The sequence below is a fragment of the Flavobacterium sp. Flavsp81 genome (assembly GCF_059491325.1).
The window spans coordinates 1,744,222-1,764,535 of sequence record NZ_CP168505.1 but is presented as its reverse complement, the minus strand read 5'-3'; the positions used below and the strand labels follow the sequence as shown (position 1 = coordinate 1,764,535).

The 20,314-nt window shown below is 36.1% G+C and carries 15 protein-coding genes; all 15 read right to left on the bottom strand.

Going from position 1 to position 20,314, the window contains the following annotated elements:
- Positions 1 to 33: 33 nt before the first annotated feature.
- Positions 34 to 733, bottom strand: a protein-coding gene (locus ACEN92_RS07040; protein ID WP_495641663.1) for an IS1 family transposase whose coding sequence is annotated in 2 segments (ribosomal slippage) — positions 34 to 117 and positions 119 to 733 — 699 coding nt in all. Because the reading frame shifts where the segments join, the coding sequence is not laid out codon by codon here.
- A gap of 203 nt (positions 734 to 936) precedes the next feature.
- Entirely contained in the window at positions 937 to 1,398 is a 462-nt protein-coding gene (locus ACEN92_RS07035; protein ID WP_495641662.1) for a hypothetical protein, read from the bottom strand.
- Positions 1,399 to 1,408: 10 nt separating this feature from the next.
- Positions 1,409 to 2,626: an RHS repeat domain-containing protein gene (locus ACEN92_RS07030; protein ID WP_495641661.1), complete on the bottom strand. Its 1,218-nt coding sequence runs from the start codon at positions 2,624 to 2,626 to the stop codon at positions 1,409 to 1,411.
- 200 nt (positions 2,627 to 2,826) lie between these two features.
- Positions 2,827 to 3,321 carry a hypothetical protein gene (locus ACEN92_RS07025; RefSeq protein ID WP_495641660.1) on the bottom strand — a complete coding sequence of 165 codons (495 nt, stop codon included), beginning with the start codon at positions 3,319 to 3,321 and terminating at the stop codon, positions 2,827 to 2,829.
- Between the two features lie 10 nt (positions 3,322 to 3,331).
- On the bottom strand, positions 3,332 to 4,705 hold the full coding sequence (locus tag ACEN92_RS07020) for a polymorphic toxin type 43 domain-containing protein (protein WP_495641659.1): 1,374 nt from the start codon (positions 4,703 to 4,705) through the stop codon (positions 3,332 to 3,334).
- 156 nt (positions 4,706 to 4,861) lie between these two features.
- Positions 4,862 to 5,761, bottom strand: coding sequence for an RHS repeat domain-containing protein (locus ACEN92_RS07015; RefSeq protein ID WP_495642329.1), 900 nt, complete (start codon positions 5,759 to 5,761; stop codon positions 4,862 to 4,864).
- A 30-nt stretch (positions 5,762 to 5,791) separates the two neighbouring features.
- Positions 5,792 to 6,262: a hypothetical protein gene (locus ACEN92_RS07010; RefSeq protein WP_495641658.1), complete on the bottom strand. Its 471-nt coding sequence runs from the start codon at positions 6,260 to 6,262 to the stop codon at positions 5,792 to 5,794.
- Between the two features lie 19 nt (positions 6,263 to 6,281).
- On the bottom strand, positions 6,282 to 7,520 hold the full coding sequence (locus ACEN92_RS07005) for an RHS repeat-associated core domain-containing protein (protein ID WP_495641657.1): 1,239 nt from the start codon (positions 7,518 to 7,520) through the stop codon (positions 6,282 to 6,284).
- Between the two features lie 266 nt (positions 7,521 to 7,786).
- Positions 7,787 to 8,206 carry a hypothetical protein gene (locus tag ACEN92_RS07000; protein ID WP_495641656.1) on the bottom strand — a complete coding sequence of 140 codons (420 nt, stop codon included), beginning with the start codon at positions 8,204 to 8,206 and terminating at the stop codon, positions 7,787 to 7,789.
- Complete coding sequence (locus ACEN92_RS06995) at positions 8,206 to 8,841, bottom strand: hypothetical protein (protein WP_495641655.1); 636 nt, start codon at positions 8,839 to 8,841, stop codon at positions 8,206 to 8,208. Before ACEN92_RS06995 ends, ACEN92_RS07000 begins: the two co-directional genes overlap by 1 nt.
- Entirely contained in the window at positions 8,841 to 9,578 is a 738-nt protein-coding gene (locus ACEN92_RS06990; protein WP_495641654.1) for an RHS repeat domain-containing protein, read from the bottom strand. The genes ACEN92_RS06995 and ACEN92_RS06990 overlap by 1 nt, the downstream gene beginning before the upstream one ends.
- A 221-nt stretch (positions 9,579 to 9,799) precedes the next feature.
- The gene (locus tag ACEN92_RS06985; RefSeq protein ID WP_495641653.1) at positions 9,800 to 10,324 is read right to left on the bottom strand and encodes a hypothetical protein; all 525 of its coding nucleotides are present in this window, start codon (positions 10,322 to 10,324) and stop codon (positions 9,800 to 9,802) included.
- Complete coding sequence (locus ACEN92_RS06980; RefSeq protein WP_495641652.1) at positions 10,296 to 10,880, bottom strand: hypothetical protein; 585 nt, start codon at positions 10,878 to 10,880, stop codon at positions 10,296 to 10,298. The genes ACEN92_RS06985 and ACEN92_RS06980 overlap by 29 nt, the downstream gene beginning before the upstream one ends.
- A 178-nt stretch (positions 10,881 to 11,058) precedes the next feature.
- Positions 11,059 to 11,544 carry an ankyrin repeat domain-containing protein gene (locus tag ACEN92_RS06975; RefSeq protein WP_495641651.1) on the bottom strand — a complete coding sequence of 162 codons (486 nt, stop codon included), beginning with the start codon at positions 11,542 to 11,544 and terminating at the stop codon, positions 11,059 to 11,061.
- A 6-nt stretch (positions 11,545 to 11,550) separates the two neighbouring features.
- Complete coding sequence (locus tag ACEN92_RS06970) at positions 11,551 to 20,289, bottom strand: GH-E family nuclease (RefSeq protein ID WP_495641650.1); 8,739 nt, start codon at positions 20,287 to 20,289, stop codon at positions 11,551 to 11,553.
- Positions 20,290 to 20,314: the final 25 nt, after the last annotated feature.

Below are 20,314 nucleotides of genomic sequence, written 5' to 3'. Positions count from 1 at the left end.
TTTTCTTAAAGGATAAACTTATTGTTTAAAAATTCAAATCCAAAAGTAAATCTTCAAAACTGAAATTAAAATCACTAGACTTTTGCTAAAACAAATTGTTCGACGATTTAGTCTTTTTGAGATGGGTTCTCAGCGTTAAATTTTTCTTTTCAATATGATTCGTGCCAAAACGTTTTACAGAATGTAATTTCTCATCAATCAAATATTTGTAGTTTTTAAAGCTGTCGGTAAATATTTTTTTAGCTTCTGATAATTTTAAAGTATCTAATACACGGCTTAATGTTTTATTCGTTCGTTTGCCGACACTAAAACTAACAACACGTTTAGAATTCTTTTCCAGAGCATAAACCAGCCAGATATAATTTCGTTTGTGTCTGATATAAGTACACATTTCATCGACTTCATAAGTTTTCCCTTTACTGATAACTGGCTGATGAATGTTTTTAGCAATAGCTACGATTCTTTTTAATAATGTTGTAGTTGAAATTTGTAATATTCTTGCTGTACTTCTAATTCCTGAACCCTCTTTGGTTAACTGAATAATCTTTTTGTTTGTATTTGATTTATATGCCTGATAAGTGTAATTTTCTATAAATCGTTTACCACAGTTTTTACAATAATACTGTTGTTTTTTATTTTTAGTTGTCCCATTTTTTACGATTTTTTTCTCTCTGCATCCTGGACAATTAATATCATCACTAACTCTGGAACACGAGGTAGCATTTTCGCTCATTTTAATTCTTTTAAGGCAATATTAAAACAAAAAGGATGAGCTATTATTGCTCATCCTTTTCTAAATTATTTTCAATTATCATTCTTTATCAGCACATTATAAATATAAAATCTTATATCACTAACTCTGAAACACTACCCTTTGCGGGCACAGAAAAAATTTCTGCGCTATCGTTGCGTTGATATATCCGCGCTATCTGGTATCTAATTTATCTTTATACGATTGGCATATTCTGTGTTTTTCGAAGAAACTAATCCATCAAAATCAAACTCTTTAAATTTAATTTTTATCTTCCAAATTTCTTTATTTAAAAGTTGGCCTTCGATTATACCAGTACCATGTTTAACTGCTTCACTTTTAAAGTTATTGTTTTTTGAAGAATATGAATAGGTAAAACGCACATCACTCGCATCATTTAAAGAAAATTTGGTTTTATTTTTAGGAATATTAATAACTAAACTTTTTAAATTTTCTTTATTTGTTTTTTCTTCAATTCTATTGATATAAAATAAAAAAGAAATTCTGTTTATACCTCCTTTATTCATTAAAACTTCTGGTTCTTCGCATAAATAAGTAAACTCTGTTTTATAACATTTTTCATTTTCTTTATAATTTGTACAACTAATAAAAAATAAAACTACACATATAAATAAATATTTTCTCATGTCTATTATTTTAATACCCAATCTTTTTTGAGTTCTCTTCTATTATTTTTTTTATTTTCCCTGCTGGTGACTTAGGGACTACTTCATCATAAGTAGGAGAAAATTCGTCCTGTGATGCATCATGATAAAAGTTAGGGTCATTATAAAAGCTTTTATGTTCTTCACCAACTGGCACATTATTAATCCTATCTTTTTGATCCATCACATGAACTATAAATTCATGAGCAATTGTAAAAGCGATTTGCCTAGAAAATTTTAAATTTTTCTTAGCTTTTAGAACAAAAGACTCATCTACATTTACAATAATAGCAGTTCTTCCTGGTTTTAGTGTATTGTTGTTTATGTACTCAAGGTTTTCTGATTTTTCTTTTGGATCATAATCTTCCATCTGACCAGCAATATCCATTAAATCTATTGATGCGTTTTTACTTTTTCCTTTTACCTCAGTAATAAATGGAACGTGAGTATTTCCTTTGGTTCCTCCGTCTTTTTCAAAATTTAACCTAGTTACGTTAATATATACATCAGTTAAGTTATTATCCGCTTTAAATTCTTTAACTATTTTTTGTAAAATTCCTGAGGCACTTAGAATTTTGAGAGCCACATCAAGACCAATATACTTTTTTCTTTGCCCCGTAAAATAATGAATTTTTTCCAGACCTTCTAATTCAATAGCATCAACCACTCTGTTTTCACTAAATGCATAAGGGGAGTTATAAGCATAATCTTTAAATAAAGGGTCAACCGCAAAAAACCTTCCAATCCTAGGGTCATGCATCCTAAAAGTATAATTCAAAGAATTCCCTTCGCCTTTAAGCTCGTTGTCCATTTCCTGTCCCTGAAACCCATAACGATACGTATTACTATCGGCATGACGGTTCGGCACCAAGCTTCCAAAAGGATAATAATCAGAGTAACTAAGAACGTCAGGATTAAATACCCCGGCAGTAGCGGTCGGAATTTTCTTGTCGCTTACCACAGCCAGTACATTTCCTAAATGATTGGACAATTCAAAACGTTTGTCTCCAATCAAAGATAAGAAATTTGTTGGAACAGGGTCTACTGTCGTGCTGGTATTACTGCTATTGTATACCACCAGGCTTTTAGCTTCCAGACCTAGACGGCTGCTTCCGAAAATATGGTGTTCCTTAAGGGTGAATTCCGACTCGTTGTTATTGGCCTGTACCGGTGTAATCTGGGCCAGGAAGGTACTGCCAATTAATATCATCACTAACTCTGAAACACGAGGTAGTATTTTCGCTCATTTTAATTCTTTTAAAGCAATATTAAAACAAAAAGGATGAGCATAATTGCTCATCCTTTACTAAATTATTTTCAATTATCATTCTTTATCAATACGTTATAAATATAAAATCTTATATCACTAACTCTGAAACACTACCCAATATGTAAGAAGATTATTTATCTCTAAAGATTCTTTTTACATTGGGATAAATAGTTTTTTATCTTATGTCTTAGTTTTTGATTCAACCATTTCTCATTTAACTTTTCACTACAAAAAATAGACAATTCGGTCGAATAAAATCTTGATGATAGTAAAAGTTCCAAGCTTAATTCGCTCCAATATGCAGACTCAGAATTCAAGCATGTTTTAATGACTTCATTTATAGGAAATAAATCCACCCACTGGTATTCGCTAAGTTTGTTATTGACTATTGTTTTTTCAATTTCGTTAACAAAATCCTTAAATGGAATTTCAAGAAGCTTAACAAAGCTTATATAGTTAGTATCGGTACTAAGAATTAAAGTGAATTTTTCATGTTCTTTAACTATCCATCCTTCTTTAGAAAAACCATAGCTAAAATGCAAATCTTTAAAATCTGCAATATGAAAATAATCATACTTTTTGTTTGATATTTCGATTATTGAATTCTTATGTTTTATTAACTCTAATATTTTCATAGTAAAAAAATTAAAAAGTGGGACCGTCGGTATGTTTTATAACCTGTCCTGTTTGTGAGGTCATGAATTTTTCAAATTGAGCTCTAATAGCGGGTGTCCAATTTTGGTGATAGTGACCAGAAAATTCATTTGTTAAAATTTCACCATTAGCACCTCTTTTAAATAGTCCACCGACTACTTTATTGTCAGCACCAAGAACTTTTACTAATTTCTGATGGGGAGAAAGACCTGCTAATACTTGGTTAACTTTTCCAACAACAAAAGTTTCGGTTTTTGGGTCAAAAATAAATTCAATAGCATTTTTTGGGTTATATTTCTTAAATAAAGCTAAAGATTTGACTCTTGAACTAACTTCTATTAATTCAGGTGCTGGACCAGCCCCCTTAAGTAAATTTGTTGCTCGTGCAACAGTACCTATTTTTGAAGCTTTATCTGCATTACCTGCGATTCTTAGACCATTTACGATTTTACCTCCTCCTCCAAGTCCTCCAAATCCAGGTGCAGGAAGAACTAAATTTCCTTGAATTTCAGTATTATTAAATTGTTTCAAACTAAGTTCCATATCGTCGTTATCTGAACTTGTTAATAAAGACGGCATAATACTTGTTGTCTTCTTACTCATTCTAAAAATTGAAAATCTAGTCTCGTAATTTTCCAATATTCTAATAACGACATATGTATCATTTTTTAAAGAAATAATATTTTCATCAGGAATGTCATTTTTGGTAATATAGTCATTTAGTCTATTAAGATAAAACTGACCTCCCAGTGCATTCATTGCTTTGGTAAATAAACTTGGATTTTTTTCTTCTAATCCTTCTAACTCAACAAATCTAATAACCTTATTACCTCCAAAACTATATGGAGAATACCAAGGATACTCATTAGCTAAAGGGTCAATCGCAAAAAACCTACCAACCCTAGGATCATGCATCCTAAAAGTATAATTCAAAGAATTTCCTTCGCCTTTCAGCTCGTTATCCATTTCCTGTCCCTGGAAGCCATAACGATACGTATTACTATCAGCATGACGGTTAGGTACCAAACTTCCAAAAGGATAATAGTCACTATAACTAAGAACGTCAGGATTAAACACCCCGGCTGTAGCGGTCGGAATTTTCTTGTCGCTTACCACCGCCAGTACATTTCCTAAATGATTGGACAATTCAAAACGCTTGTCGCCAATCAAAGATAAGAAATTTGTTGGAACTGGGTCTACTGTCGTACTCGTATTACTGCTGGTGTATACCATCAGGTTTTTGGCTTCCAGGCCCAGACGGCTGCTCCCGAAAATATGGTGTTCCTTAAGGGCCAATTCCGACTCGTTGTTATTGGCCTGTACCGGTGTAATCTGGGCCAGGAAGGTACTGCCAATTAATATCATCACTAACTCTGAAACACGAGGTAGTATTTTCGCTCATTTTAATTCTTTTAAAGCAATATTAAAACAAAAAGGATGAGCATAATTGCTCATCCTTTTCTAAATTATTTTCAATTATCATTCTTTATCAATACGTTATAAATATAAAATCTTATATCACTAACTCTGAAACACTACCGGAACTGCAATTTTTTCATCAACCTTAAATGTTTTGAAATCTAAAGGTCTTTCATTAGTTCTACCAAAATTTGGGCTTGAATAATCACTAAGTAGCATAAACATAATCCCACCATATTCGGCTACTGTTCCTAAAATCTTTTGCCCAACACCTTTAACAGCCTGTTTTTTAAGAACTTGTTTACTACCTTCTTCAATCATTGCACTTTTCATTCTTTGTTTTGCCAATTCTGCAGTGATATCTTCGGTTGCTTTAGTAAGCACTACCACACGTGGAGCAAGAGCTTTACTAGTTGCGTCAGCCTTCTCTCCACCTTCTAATTCAACATGTGCAATAACATCATTTTCAGCAAAAGAATAAGGGCTATTCCAAGGATAATCTTTCTCAAGAGGGTCTCTGCTAAAAAACCTTCCAATCCTCGGATCGTGCATCCTAAAAGTATAATTCAAAGAATTCCCTTCACCTTTGATTTCGTTATCCATTTCCTGTCCCTGGAACCCATAACGATACGTATTACTATCCGCATGACGATTAGGTACCAAACTTCCAAAAGGATAATAGTCACTATAACTAAGAACGTCAGGATTAAATACCCCGGCAGTAGCGGTCGGAATTTTCTTGTCGCTTACCACAGCCAGTACATTTCCTAAATGATTGGACAATTCAAAACGTTTGTCTCCAATCAAAGATAAGAAATTTGTTGGAACAGGGTCTACTGTCGTGCTGGTATTACTGCTATTGTATACCACCAGGCTTTTAGCTTCCAGACCTAGACGGCTGCTTCCGAAAATATGGTGTTCCTTAAGGGTGAATTCCGACTCGTTGTTATTGGCCTGTACCGGTGTAATCTGGGCAAGGAAGGTACTGCCAATTAATACCATCACTAACTCTGAAACACTATCTATACATTCCTAAAGCTCACTTACTTTTAATTTAGTTATAGAATTTTTAGTAGAATTGTAATCTAAGCATAAGATAAAATTATTTTTATAAAAAGAAGAAACAAGTTTTAAAAAAGAAATATATTTTTCCCTGCTTTTTTCACTCATAGCCTCTAAAGACGTTACAACATTATGAGTTTTTATTTTAATAAGAAAGTCTAATCGTTTTAAATCTATAAAATCTAAAAACTTAATCTTCAAATTTAAATCAATATCTTCCAAAAAAGAATAATAATTCAGATTTAATAAACTTGATAATTCTAATAAATTTATGTTCTGATACTGCTCTCGTAAATATTCATATTGAGTGTCTTGAATAATTATTTCAGCCCCATCTAAAAATTCACAGTGCTCTAATAAAAAAATATCAAAATCAATATCTTCAGGCAAGTCTATTTTATAGACTTGTCCTTTTCTAAAAGTAAATTTATTTGTTTTCATCTATAATAATTTAAATAATTTAGTCCGTACTTACTGAAAAATTATATGTCTTGGCTGTTGGAGCTTTTGTTGTCCAGCTTCCCGTTTCAAGAAATTCATCAACATATTTTGAACTTCCTGTTTCGATTTGATATTGAATAGCTGCTGCCATACGATGATTTCCTTCATTTATATAATATATTCCTTTATCAAGATATCCTCCTATAGTACTCTTAGAGACATCTAATCCTTTGGGGGATTTCATCTGCTTTAAAAAGTATTCTACTGTACTTTCAAGTCTTAATCCAGATTGCATGCTTTTGATATTTTTTCTTGATGCAATACTAGATACCTTTTCAAGATTAGTAAATACACTTGTATTTTGGGCTACTTCCTCTCCGGTTTTAGCAATTATTTTTTTTGAGGATTCTAAGGTTGATGTTACGAACTTAGATTTAACATACTTGGCAGCACTTTGATATAATTTTGTTCCAGCAATATATGCCCCAATTATTTCACCTCCCATAAAATCGACAGCAAAACCACTTCCACTAAACCCATGCCTTGCTTCATTAAAAATCTTATAGCTTTTACTATCAGCATAATTGGTTACCTTGTCATGCTTAGCCATTAATTTGACATTTGGATCGAAACTGTCTGTGTCATATCTGGTGAATTCTAATCCTTCCAACTCTCTACCGTCAATAACCCTATTTTCACTAAAAGCATAAGGTGAATTATGAGGGTATTTTTTTTCTAACGGATCCGTTACAAAAAACCTACCAATCCGAGGGTCATGCATTCTATATGTGTAATTCAAAGAATTCCCTTCCCCTTTCAACTCATTATCCATTTCCTGATCCTGGAAGCCATAGCGATACGTATTGCTATCTGCATGGCGGTTCGGCACCAAGCTTCCAAAAGGATAATAATCAGAGTAACTAAGAACGTCAGGATTAAATACCCCGGCAGTAGCGGTCGGAATTTTCTTGTCGCTTACCACAGCCAGTACATTTCCTAAATGATTGGACAATTCAAAACGTTTGTCTCCAATCAAAGATAAGAAATTTGTTGGAACAGGGTCTACTGTCGTGCTGGTATTACTGCTGGTGTATACCATCAGGTTTTTGGCTTCCAGGCCCAGACGGCTGCTTCCGAAAATATGGTGTTCCTTAAGGGTGAATTCCGACTCATTGTTATTGGCCTGCACCAGTGTAATCTGAGCAAGGAAGGTATTGCCAATTAATATCATCACTAACTCTGAAACACGAGGTAGCATTTTCTCTCATTTTAATTCTTTTAAGGCAATATTAAAACAAAAAGGATGAGCAGTAATGCTCATCCTTTTCTAAATTATTTTTAATTATCATTCTTTTTCAATACGTTATAAATATAAAATCTTATATCACTAACTCTGAAACATTACCTATTACTCTAAATAGTTGACTTTCTGTAAATGATATATCAAATAATTAGCCACCACCACATCTGATACATTACCTAAATATAAAATCTTATATCACTAACTCTGAAACACTACCTATTTTATAATCCAAAGAAAAAATTTAATTTTTCATCATCTATATTCTTTTTAAAATTAGGAGTATTGATAGGAACCCAATGATAATCAGTAATAACACTGTCTGACAATAGCTTTAAAACTAAATTATTACTTCTGATTTCTATATCAAATATTTTATTATCTAAATCATAACCTCCAAAATAATAATGTTCCGAATCTTTGTTTTTATTAATAAAAATCATGTCATTAACTTTTAGATAATCGATATCAGTGCATATAATATAACTTCGATCTATGTACTTAATTCTTTTAGAATTATTAAGTTCATGATTACTGACTCCTAAATTCATATAAGCAATTATCAATAATTCTTTATTGATGATAATTTTTCTAAAATAAGATTCAGAGGAATCAATTTCATCTAAATTTTTCTTCACTATCATTATTTCTTTTTTAAAACAATTTCATTTATTTGGCCTATTACTGGATTACCATCGGTTCTTTTATAATTCTTGTTTAGAACATCTTCAGTTTTACTAATGACTGTATAATGATTCATTCCTTCGGCTGTTCCTTTAAAAACTTTATTAAAGAATGAATTACTCATTCCTCCCCTTACAGTAATAATCGCATCTTGGCTTAAACCTCCGGCTATTTCATTTAAAAAAGGAGCCTGAGGATTATTTATTTGCATCTTATTAACAGTATTAACAGAACTAGTAGAAAAATATTTTGTAAAATTAGCAACATCGTCTTTTATTCCTTTCTTGGCATACTTATCAAAATTTACATATCCTGAAGTACCTTCTTCACCACCCATCAAATCAACTTTCCACTTTTGTGTTTTACCTCCAAATGGCAATGATGTTTCTGCACTCGCGTTTTGAGATTGAACAATAAGATTAACATCTGATGCTGCTTGTGAATGTTCATCATCAAAATATTCAAATTCAAATTTTAATGGATCTACCTTTCCCTTTAAATAATCGTTTTCAAAATCTTCGAATTTTTCTGAATTAGAATATCCTTTTCCGTACTTAGCGAATCCAATATGGTAGGATCTCCCTTGGTAACTCACTATATATCTTTAACCTCAATTTTTGTATCAAATTCAATTAGTCCACCAAACCAAGAATGATGATTAAATCTTTTGACATTTGTTAATTTTAATTGCGCTTTTCCACTTTTTTCAATCATCGTATAATGATATTCTTCAGCTCCATCTAAATCAATTGCCTGAATTGGAGTATTACCAGCAAATTGATAAGGCGAATAAAATGGAAATTGTTTTGCAAGTGGATCAAGAGACAAAAATTTACCTAAACGCGTATCTTGCATTCGAGCTTCATAGTTGATACTATTGCCTTCCCCTTTCAATTCATCGTCCTTCTCCATTCCATTAAACCCATAACGATACGTATTGCTATCCGCATGACGGTTAGGTACTAAACTTCCAAAAGGATAATAATCAGAATAACTAAGAACGTCAGGATTAAATACCCCGGCTGTGGCAGTCGGAATTTTTTTATCACTTACAACAGCCAGTACATTCCCTAAATGATTCGACAATTCAAAATGTTTGTCGCCTATCAAAGATAAGAAATTTGTTGGAACCGGATCTATTGTCGTGCTGGTATTACTGCTATTGTATACCACTAGGTTTTTGGCTTCCAGACCAAGACGGCTGCTTCCGAAAATATGGTGTTCTTTAAGTGCCAATTCAGATTCATTGTTATTGGCCTGTACCGGTGTAATCTGCGCCAGGAAGGTACTGCCAATTAATATTATCACTAACTCTGAAACATGAGGTAGCATTTTCGCTCATTTTAATTCTTTTAAGGCGATATTAAAACAAAAAGGATGAGCAGTAATGCTCATCCTTTCTTAAATTATTTTCAATTATCATTCTTTTTCAATACGTTATAAATCTAAAATCTTATATCACTAACTCTGAAAACATTACCGGGTTTCTTTTTTAATTGCTTTGTCGAGTTTCTTTGTGGGTACGAGTGGGACACTCGCACTAGCCGTTGTAATTATTTCTGCTCGGACCAGCTGGGGGGGACAAGAGGAGGAAAATCCATTTTATAAGTATCTTCTTCATTGACTAATTCACTGTTTAAAAAATATTGGATTTTTGTTGATGAATTAGCTTGCATAATGTATTTAGAATTATGTAAAGATAATTGATTAAAATAAATCAATCTTTTATATTGTTTCTTAACACTATTCAAAGATAAATACTTTGATAAATCTATCTCATTGTATATATATTGATACAAATATTTCCCTTGATTACTCTTTTGATAGCGATATTTTATCAATTTGGTTTTGGTAAATCCATCTATATTAAGAAATTGCTCTTTTATGATAAAATCTGATTTTAAAAAATATCGAATACGAACTGTAGATATTCCAATACAATTAGTTCCACAACTTTCTTCTTCAATAGCTATTTTTTCAATCTCCAATTGTTTGTTTATATTATTACAACTTTGCAATATAACAATTACAAAAACTAAGCTCAACAATCTAATCATCTCTATTTGATTTTCGTGCATCTAAAAAGGCCTTTTTAGATGTGATTTTTATTTTCTCCTTATCGTTCATTAATTCATTGTAAGCCTTTACATTATTAAAGTATATGTCGTATGCCCGATTAAAATCTTTTGAAGTAACAATTTTGGAATCGGATATACTTCTTGATATCTCATCAATATAACCTGAACCAACATTATTAAGAAACTTCTTGTATCCATTATTTAATTTTGAATATGTTCCATCTGCTTTAATTTCCTTAAAAGTTTCAACCCAAACTTGAAAATGCTCAGTCCAAGGGTCAGCTCCCATACCTTTAAAGTGCTTTTCTTCGTGTTTTAAATTGGCACTTGCGGAATAATAATCACCATTACCTATCCCTCGTTTATTTGTACTTGTATTACTGCTCGTGTATACCACTAAATTCTTAGCTTCCAGGCCAAGACGGCTGCTCCCGAAAATATGGTGTTCCTTAAGTGCCAATTCCGACTCGTTGTTATTGGCCTGTACCGGTGTAATTTGAGCCAGGAAGGTACTGCCAATTAATATTATCACTAACTCTGAAACATGAGGTAGCATTTTCTCTCATTTTAATTCTTTTAAGGCAATATTAAAACAAAAAGGATGAACATTTACTGCTCATCCTTTCCTAAATTATTTTCAATTATCATTCTTTATCAATACGTTATAAATATAAAATCTTATATCACTAACTCTGAAACACTACCCATCTGATACATTACCCCAATCTGATACATTACCAATCTGAAACACTACCCCCGCTACTGAGAATTTGTATTAATTCATCATCCTGTATTTGTACTGCAAAATCTAATGGAGATTTATTCACATTATTTTTATTATTAGGATTCGCATTATGATCAATAAATAATTTTACTATCTCGTAATCACCTCTAGAGTTAAACACTGCTACCCATAAAGGATTATTTCCATAATTATCACTAATATTTAAATCTGCTCCAGCTTCTATTAAAGTCTTTGCGATTTTTACATTTAGATAATTAGCACAATAGTGTAATGGGGTTTTTCCGTCCTTATCTATTTGATTAAAATTTATTCTCCTATTTATCAAATCTATTGCTATATCATTATTTTCAAAAGTAATAGCTTCGTGAAGTAAATTTTGATTATATTCATTTACAATATTAATATTAATTTTTTCTATTCTTTTAAAATATTCTTCTATTTTGTTTAATCTTACAATTTGAAATATTTCTTCCATAATAATTTATTTTTTTTCATACTTATGACTTCTATTTGGGCCTGGTGCTTCTGGTCTGTAGTTTTTAGGATTTCTGTATTCATTTAAAAATTCTTTTTTTGTGATTTTACCATCCATATAATCTTTATGCAATTTTCTATATTCTTTACCAGGAGTGTGACCCATATCCCAGCCTCTTCTTGTAGATTTATCCCAAAATAATTCTTCTCCAGTGTTTGGGTCATAAACTTTACCATTCTTTTGCTTTGCTGTTTCCCAAACTTCCTCCACTTGATTTGTATCATATGATGGTCTTGATTTTGAATAAGGTTTTACTATAGAGCTTTCTTCTTCATAATGTCCTCCTGACCCTCCACCAGGCCTACTTTCGTGATATATTTCTTGTATATTACTAAGATGATGTCCAATTTGATCAAGTGTTGAATAATTGTCATCGTATCTCTGTATATCACCAGGTACATTTTGAGAAACCCATTCAAGCATTTCCTGTCGGTCGTCAAATGTTTTAGTAATTTCCATTCTATAAATTTGACTATTATCGGGAGTAAGACCTTCGTGTACTTTTCCAGTATGAACTACAAACTTATGATCTTCAGTGAAATATCTTTGTGGAATCGGTATGTCAGCTCCCAAAATATTTTTTGATCCCCACTTCCAATGCTCATATCTAAAATGTGTTTCATCTATATATTTTAACTGTGGTTTTCCTTTTTTATCAAAACTTAAAGTATAATGATATTGTTCCAGACCATCTAAATCAATAGATTGTATAGGTGTATTACTCGCAAATTGAAATGGGGTTAATTCAGGAAACCTTTTTGTAAGTGGATCAACGCTAAAAAATCTACCCAAACGAGTGCTATACATTCTCATTCCATAATCTTCGAAATTTGCTTCTCCTATTATTTCATTATCATTCTCCTTACCGTTGAACCCATAACGATACGTATTGCTATCCGCATGACGGTTAGGCACCAAACTTCCAAAAGGATAATAGTCACTATAACTAAGAACGTCAGGATTAAATACTCCTGCGGTTGCAGTCGGAATTTTCTTGTCGCTTACCACCGCCAGTACATTTCCTAAATGATTGGACAATTCAAAACGCTTGTCGCCAATCAAAGATAAGAAATTTGTTGGAACAGGGTCGACTGTCGTGCTGGTATTCGCGCTATTGTATATCACCAGGTTTTTGGCTTCCAGACCCAGTCGGCTGCTTCCGAAAATATGGTGTTCCTTAAGGGCCAATTCAGACTCGTTGTTATTGGCCTGTACCGGTGTAATCTGGGCCAGGAAAGTACTTCCCTGAACTGCCGTGAAATTCTTAAGGGTAATGGAATTGCTTGCCTGCAGGGTTAAATTTCCGTTGGCACCCACACTGGCACTGCTGCCGTCGTTGGTGATAAAGATATTATTGATCGCGCGTTTTAAGGCTACGCTATTAACACTGTAGCTGTTTAAGACCAGGTCGTTCTGCAGGTCGGTTTCCTTGGGCTTGAATTTCTCTTCATATACCCCAAGCACATTCCCCTGGGCATCGGGGGCATAATAAGTGGTGGTGATAAGGCCCGGTTTGACTTCTTTTTTGGCTATTCGGTTTCCTAAGCCATTATATTCAAAAGCATAGGTCACGGTCCCTTTTACGACACTCTTTACTTTTCCGTCCACACGCCAGTTGATCAGTATCCCTTCTGTCTTATCTTCGATAAGCTGTCCGATCTCATCATAAATATAATTATGGGTGGCCGGTGTATTGATGTCATAGGTTATGGCAGGCGTCAGGGCAGCGAGTTTGGCCACCTGGTCTTCCAAATCTCCTACAAATGTTGCAGCCGGTATCGCAGCAGCATCTTTCACCAGGGCCAGTTTATTGCTGTTTCGGTACGTCTGTCCGGTTTCGTTAGGATACTCATAAGTCAGTTTATCCATGTCGGTCGGCACTCCGGCACTGTTAGGCGCTTTTCTGTTTAAGGTCAGCAGGTTTCCGTTTCTGTCATACGAATAATTCGAATCGTAACTGGTGCTTCCCGAAGTGGCATTAGGCACAATAGCACTGGAAGTCATGGCTTTTATACGATTGAGCTGGTCATACGTATAGCTGTTCTTCTGAATGTTCAGCAAAGTACCGTCCTTTTTGCGTATGGCGGTAGTCATTTGCTTGATGTTGCCATTAAACAAATCTTTTGAATTGGGCTGAATAGTAGCATTTCGGCTGTACATCAGGGGTTTGAAGCCTGAAGTCTCATCCGCAGTACCGATAGACTTGTAATCGTTCTCGTAATAGTTTAAGGAATACCCAAAGGCATCAAATGTTTTGGTGCTTCCCGCAGCCAGTCCGTCCTGTCCCATATCGTTGGCGGCAGCGGTGAGGTTTTCCCCGTTTACTGCTTTGAGCCATCCCTGCAACGTATAGGCATAATCGATACCCTGTACTTTTTTATTCCCTAACTCCACCCGTGCCAAAGGACCATGGAGATAGTATTTATAATTGGCTTCTTTTTCCCAAATCACATTGTCCGAGGAGGTCTGCACATCGACAATCCTGTTATCTGCATCATAAGTGTACTTATGAATAAATAAATCGGGTTTATTGGGCTGAAAGGTTACCGTATTTACATTCCCGCTGATAAGATCATAATCGTATACGACTCTTTTTACATGTTTCTCGCAATCATTTTTGGAAGAGGCAATACAGTTTACATCCCGGAGCGCCGAATAATAATTGACCACTTCTTTTACATTGCCATGAATATCATAATTGTATAAAATGGCATTGTTGAAATTCAATGGAGATGCTGCTATATAGGTATCATAATAAAAAACTGCCGTTACCCTGTTTATATTATTAGTGGCCATACTGCCACTTGTAAAGAAATAGGATGCATTTCGGGTATTTACAGGCGGTGTTACATTGGGAGGAACCGGAGGGCTCCAGTTTTCTACGGGAGTATCATCAGAATACACCGTCCTGGTCACTTCTGTCCTGCTGACTGCATTGGTGGTAAAGGCATCCACTATGGCGGTGCCTCCGTAAACTAATTTTCCTTCGTCGCTTATGGTGTAGGTGGTGGCTGCCGTTCCGTTTGGGTTCAGCACTTCGCCGGCTTCCACAATACGGCCTAAACCATCGTAGGAGGTATAGCTGAATTTAACGGTTCCAAGCTCGGGCTTGCCCTGTTTGGCATTCTGCGAAGCAATGATCCGGCCCAGTTTGTCATAGGCGAACCGGGTTTCACCGCCATCGGGTGTTTTCTGCCACACCAGCTGGTTTAAGGTGTTGTACCTGTATTGCGTCTTGAAGGTATGGACAGGCTGCAAAGCGGTATTTTCTACAGGATTGTTGGCTGTCCTGTAGGCATTTATACTGTCGTTTAGTGCCTTGTTCAAAGCCATGCGTTTTACTCCCTCGGGCGCTACAGTCTGGGTAAGGTTTCCTGCCTGGTCATAATAGTACAGGGTATATTGATATTCCTTATCCGCATAATTCATATCAAACGTTTCCGTGGCTGCCATGGCTTGGGCAATATAGTCTTTTATAAATTTTTGTCTTTTGGCTTCTATAACACTGTTGTAGATATCATTGCCAAAGGCACCATCTGCGTTAATATTAAAATGGGCACAGGCTGCTGCAGTATCCAGCGGCATTGCGAGTGTGGAAGTATTTGATATCGGTGCCGGCGGACACTGAGTATTGCTTGCCCTGAAAAGGGTATTTACCCAGTTGTTCCAGTTTAATACATTGGGATCCGCTGCTTTTGAGACGTAATAGGCTGAATATTGGGTAATGGCATTGCCAATATCTGTAAAACCATAATTGAGATAGGTATTCCCAAATTCGGAAATGGTCCTGAAACGAATATCGTAGGCGGATGTGAGTCCGATACTTTTCATTTGATTGATATAGGCCTTGTAACTGTCAAAGATATATTGGTAGTTGTTTTCGCAAAACTGTACTGTGGCAGGATCTATAGTATAATTTGTTAATGCTCCGGCCACGTCGATTTTACCATTTATAAATTCGATATATTCCGTTTTTTTGGCACTGTCACAAGCAACGGGTGCTACCGGCTGCGGGATACATTTCTGGGCTGGGCAGCTTAAATTATTGCCCGACAGGGTCATAATTCCATGAAATGTAGTAATTGCTGCATTAGTCCTGGAATAATCTACTAAAAAATGATTCCCTGAATTTACAGGGCCCCCAATTGCAAAATTAGAAAATGTGCCGGTTGTTGTGCCTATAAAGGGATTGCTATCATCAAAATCGAATGTTGCAACTATTGTATTTCCTTTTTTTATGTAGTAAATAAACTTTGCAGTATCTGTATCCTTAACCCAGACAGTTGAGGGATCGGCACCGAATAACTGTTCTAAAAAGGTACCTTTATAAGAATATGTATTTGACAGATTAATCGGTGTGGTACTGTTTAAGAGTTGGTTATTACTTAACTCACTTAAAAAGACTATAATTGCGCTATTAAATTTAGATGCTTTATCCTCACACCTCACATTGCTATAAGCAGTCGCATTGGGGTTCAATACTTCCCCAATACTACCGGTAGAAACCCCGCATTCCCCAATTGGGGCAGCGGTTGTACCTGTTAAGAGTATTTCTCCTATTTTTGTTTCATTTTGCCCATTGCTGATTTCGGCAATTACCTTATAATTGTAAATCCCGCTTCCAGGGGTGGAAGTTGCTTTGTCGTAAAAAAATTGTTTCAGTTTGAGGATTTTCCAGGTCGTGACATAATTCGTCCATTTATAGGTAGGCGAGTCAGTAATCAAACTGATTTTACTGCTGGTCAGGCTCGGGGTCGTACTGGTAAACCAAATATCCAGTTTTGTATCCGTAAAACTTGCGTTTGTAACCAGGGTAGTTGTTGGGATCGCAATTCCCGGAGACAGGGCTTTTAATAAATTGGAGCTTAACTGTTTTTTATTGATGATCCAGCCATTTAAAAACAAATCGAAATCGGACAAAAGCGGACAATTGCCTGTTTGGGCATAAACCTGGTAGTTGTTTACTGCCTTATTATTGGCCACTGCGACATCTGCGGCTACTGAGGAGTCATAACCGAAATCTGCAGGAATAAAACGTCTTTCGAGTTTTGCATACAGCGGCGCACTGGCACTGGCACATAACGTGTTTGTAGTAGAGATTGCCTGAATTGCATCGTGTATAGCTGTTTTTTGAGTTGCAAAACTGCTGCCCAGCACATCGCTTACATATTTGGATTTTTCCGTGCCGATACAGCCATTATATGTTTTTTTCTCTAACGCATAAAGATTTATATAAATGTGCTTGATATTGGCTTTCAGCCCTAAATATAAGGCTTTGTAGACATTCCAGATATCATCTTTTTGCTGGGGTGAAGCACCGCTGAACGTGGAAGCACAAGCACTTACCAGCGGCGAGCACATAACGATTTTAACCGCATTTTGAAACATAGTCAGGTTTCCTGACACAGTCTGGTCTCCTGAATAGTTGCTTTTTAACGCCTGGTACATGATACTGGTATTGCTGCTGGTAGTCCTTGAGTCATACCGCAAAAGGGGCCATGTTGCCGTTTGAATACTGGCAGCATCACTACCGAGAGTTGTAAAATCCTGAAAATAAGGGTCATTGGTATAAATCAGGTCAGAATTAGTTCCGTCGGCATTAATAAATCCATCTAATTGTGCCTGTGCAAAAGTGGTGGCATACTGAATGCGGTTGTCATAATCGTCCGTGGTAACTATAGTACCATTAATCGTATTGGTTTTTGTTATTCCGCAAAGCTTTTTACCATATACCAGATAGTTGTATTCCGGATGATAGGGTACCAGCGATGCAGCCCAGCCATCATTCCAGTTGGCAATAAAATCAGCACTGTTTTTCAGATACTCTGGTTTTACCTTATAGGTAACGGAACCGTCAACAAGGCTTGTGCTTTTTTGTCTCCCTGCCTCAGGGATATCACTATATTTTCTATCTATATTGGGAATAAATGTAATTTCTGCATCAGTAGTTTCTACCTCAATCCAGGCCAGAGTCCCGTCATCATTTGTGTATGGCGTTACGGGTTTTTTCCAATTGTTTCCTGATGTGGTATTGGCAGCAGCATAAAACAATTGATTTCCTCCTGTAGGGTTTTCTGGCGTATGCCCATTAAAAACACTGAGTTTATAATACGGGTTTGGGGTAACAGGAAGGTCAATACCATTATTGTAGGTATCGCTGGTGGCCCCATATTGCCCCTCCGGGCTTACATCACTAAGGAGCATCTGATCGCTTACCGCACAGGAAGGTGTATATACGGGAGAAGTGGGACAATATTTACTGCCCTCATCCATCAGCAAATCCCATTCTTTGGAAAAACGGGTAATCAAACCCGCTTTCTCAATAAGATCAATAGCCGTACCATCAACATTGGCAACCCCATTAAGCTGAACGTCAATGGGAGTATTGCCGGTATCGGGACCGGAGGCGGTAATAAGAGTACCACTGGAATAAAAAGCATTAAATGCATTTTGGACATATAATGCTTTTGTCCCCAATGTGGTCTTGTAATTAAGACAGTCAAAGTTACAGCTGTCAGAGAGCAGGCTGGCACTGATCCTGTAGTTATTGGGATTTATATAGCAGGAAGAACCTGTTTCGGTCAATTTTTTCAGGTAATGGGCCGTATAGGATTTTAATGCTTTCTCATTGACTTTTAATTCTTTTGCCAAACTATACTTGCCTTTGGTGAGTGGTAAATCAATTTGGCCTACATCAAATGTTACAGGTGCACCCGTGCCATCTAATCTAAAAGTGCCTAATGTATTTTTTAAATCACCAACACTAATACCACAATCATTTTTTAAAGATAAATTCAGATCATAGACAAAAGGATAAGAAAAAGCAGGGGTCTGGCATTCAGGCTGAAAAGAAGTATTCTGGTTTAAAGTATAATTAAAGTGATAGGTTATAAGATCATTAACCGTCATTTCTTTTGTGATGTTTTTTTTGTCCGGATTGCCCGGGAATGCACCGGTTGCCTGTAAGGTATTGCCGGTAATTAAATTACTGTTGATCTGACTGATTGCGATTGCCTCATCAGGCAGGCTTTCCAAATTGGACGTATTGCTCCCTGCCAATGCTGTGGCGATTGTTCTGCCTTGCGGGTCCAGGTAACTTACAGAGATCTGGCCGTTGGGATCAATTACTGTATTTTTCTTGTAATGTGAAACATTTCCCACCTTATAACCAAAGAGCCTGTTAAGTTCCAAATCTTCTGGTACGGAGTAAAAGTATTTCATTTCATGGCCGGACCCCAGTTTGTGCTTGTCGCCAACACCCCCTTTTCGGGAAATCCTCCCGGTATTGTCAGGAGTATATTCAGTCTGGGAGAAAGGAAATAATTTTGCGTCCGGAATAAAATTCCGATTTACCGAAGACGGGAAACCATTATTTTCCGAGTAATACCTGCTTGAACCTGAAGCGGTATCCATTGGGGCTGTGGCGGTTACACAGGCAGCAGGGTCATAATCAAAATTTTTATTGGAATACCGGGTGGTGGCATTAAACAGATTGTAATTTGGATAATAATGAATGCTTGCATCCCCGTTTGCAGGAGTTGGCAGCACCTCAATAGCGGGCCTTCCCTGGGTATCGTATATCACCTCGCCAACAACAGCCACATTGTCTGAGTTTATTTTGGTAACGGTCTGACGGTTTCGAAGCGACCCGTCAAAATAACTGATCACTTCTTTTTTCTTTCCGTCCTCGGCATAACTGGCCTGAAATTGCCAGTTTTTATTGGTTTCATGTTCCGTTATCGTGATTTGATTTGGCCAGTCGGCAACTGTTGCTTTTGCAGCAGTTCCCGAGCTCCAGGTACCATATACTTTGGCGTTTTCGTTAGCCGTGTTTCGTCCTATTCCCCTTACCCGGTACAGCAGATAGCCCCTGCCGTAAATTTGCGGGATCTCGTAGCTGTTTGCAGCTCCATTTGCCCTGATTACAACCCGGGTGTTGTTCAGATCGAAGTCCCTGTCCGTAAACGGAATGTTTTGCGGTGCATTAATAGTGGTGCTGTTTGTCTCACTGTAATTGTCTACCCATGTCCATTCCAGTTCGTATTCGATGGCCCCTGTCAAAGCACCCCATGCAATGTTAACGGCTGTTGCATTGGTATTTGGTGTCGCGCCCGGATTAAGTACTGTAGTGGCAGCTAAAGGATAATATCTTTTGGCCCTGAATCCCATCTTTACGGTAACATTATTCAATTGGGCAGTGGCATTAGCAATTGGAATAACAGTATTGGAAAGATCTTTTACCACTATACTATTGGAAACCAAGACCACTCTGATACCAAATTTGTTTTTGATTTTGAAATAGTTAAGGTCACTAAAATTAGGACTGTTGGTACTAAAGTTAGGATTGTAGTTCACCGTCATGGTTTTGGTCACTATTTCAGACAGAATCAAAGCCCCGGTTTGATCGTAAGGCGTAATCTCAAAATTCGCCGTAACGCTATAGCCCGTATAAGGGGCTTTATCATTGTCTATTGCCAGGGAAAAATAGCAATAGGTATCTATATTTTTTTGATTGGCAGCAGCCAGCTCCGAGTCCGTAAAGTTCCCGCTGGTAAAAGCTGCTAATGTTGTTGGGGTAAAATTGCTGTATTCGAGTTCCTGTACCTGGGCTTGCAAAACCAGGGAAAAACAGAATGCAGCAGGCAAATAGATTTTTTTGATCCAATTTTTGAATATAATGTTCATATATTTTATAATATTATTAATTGGT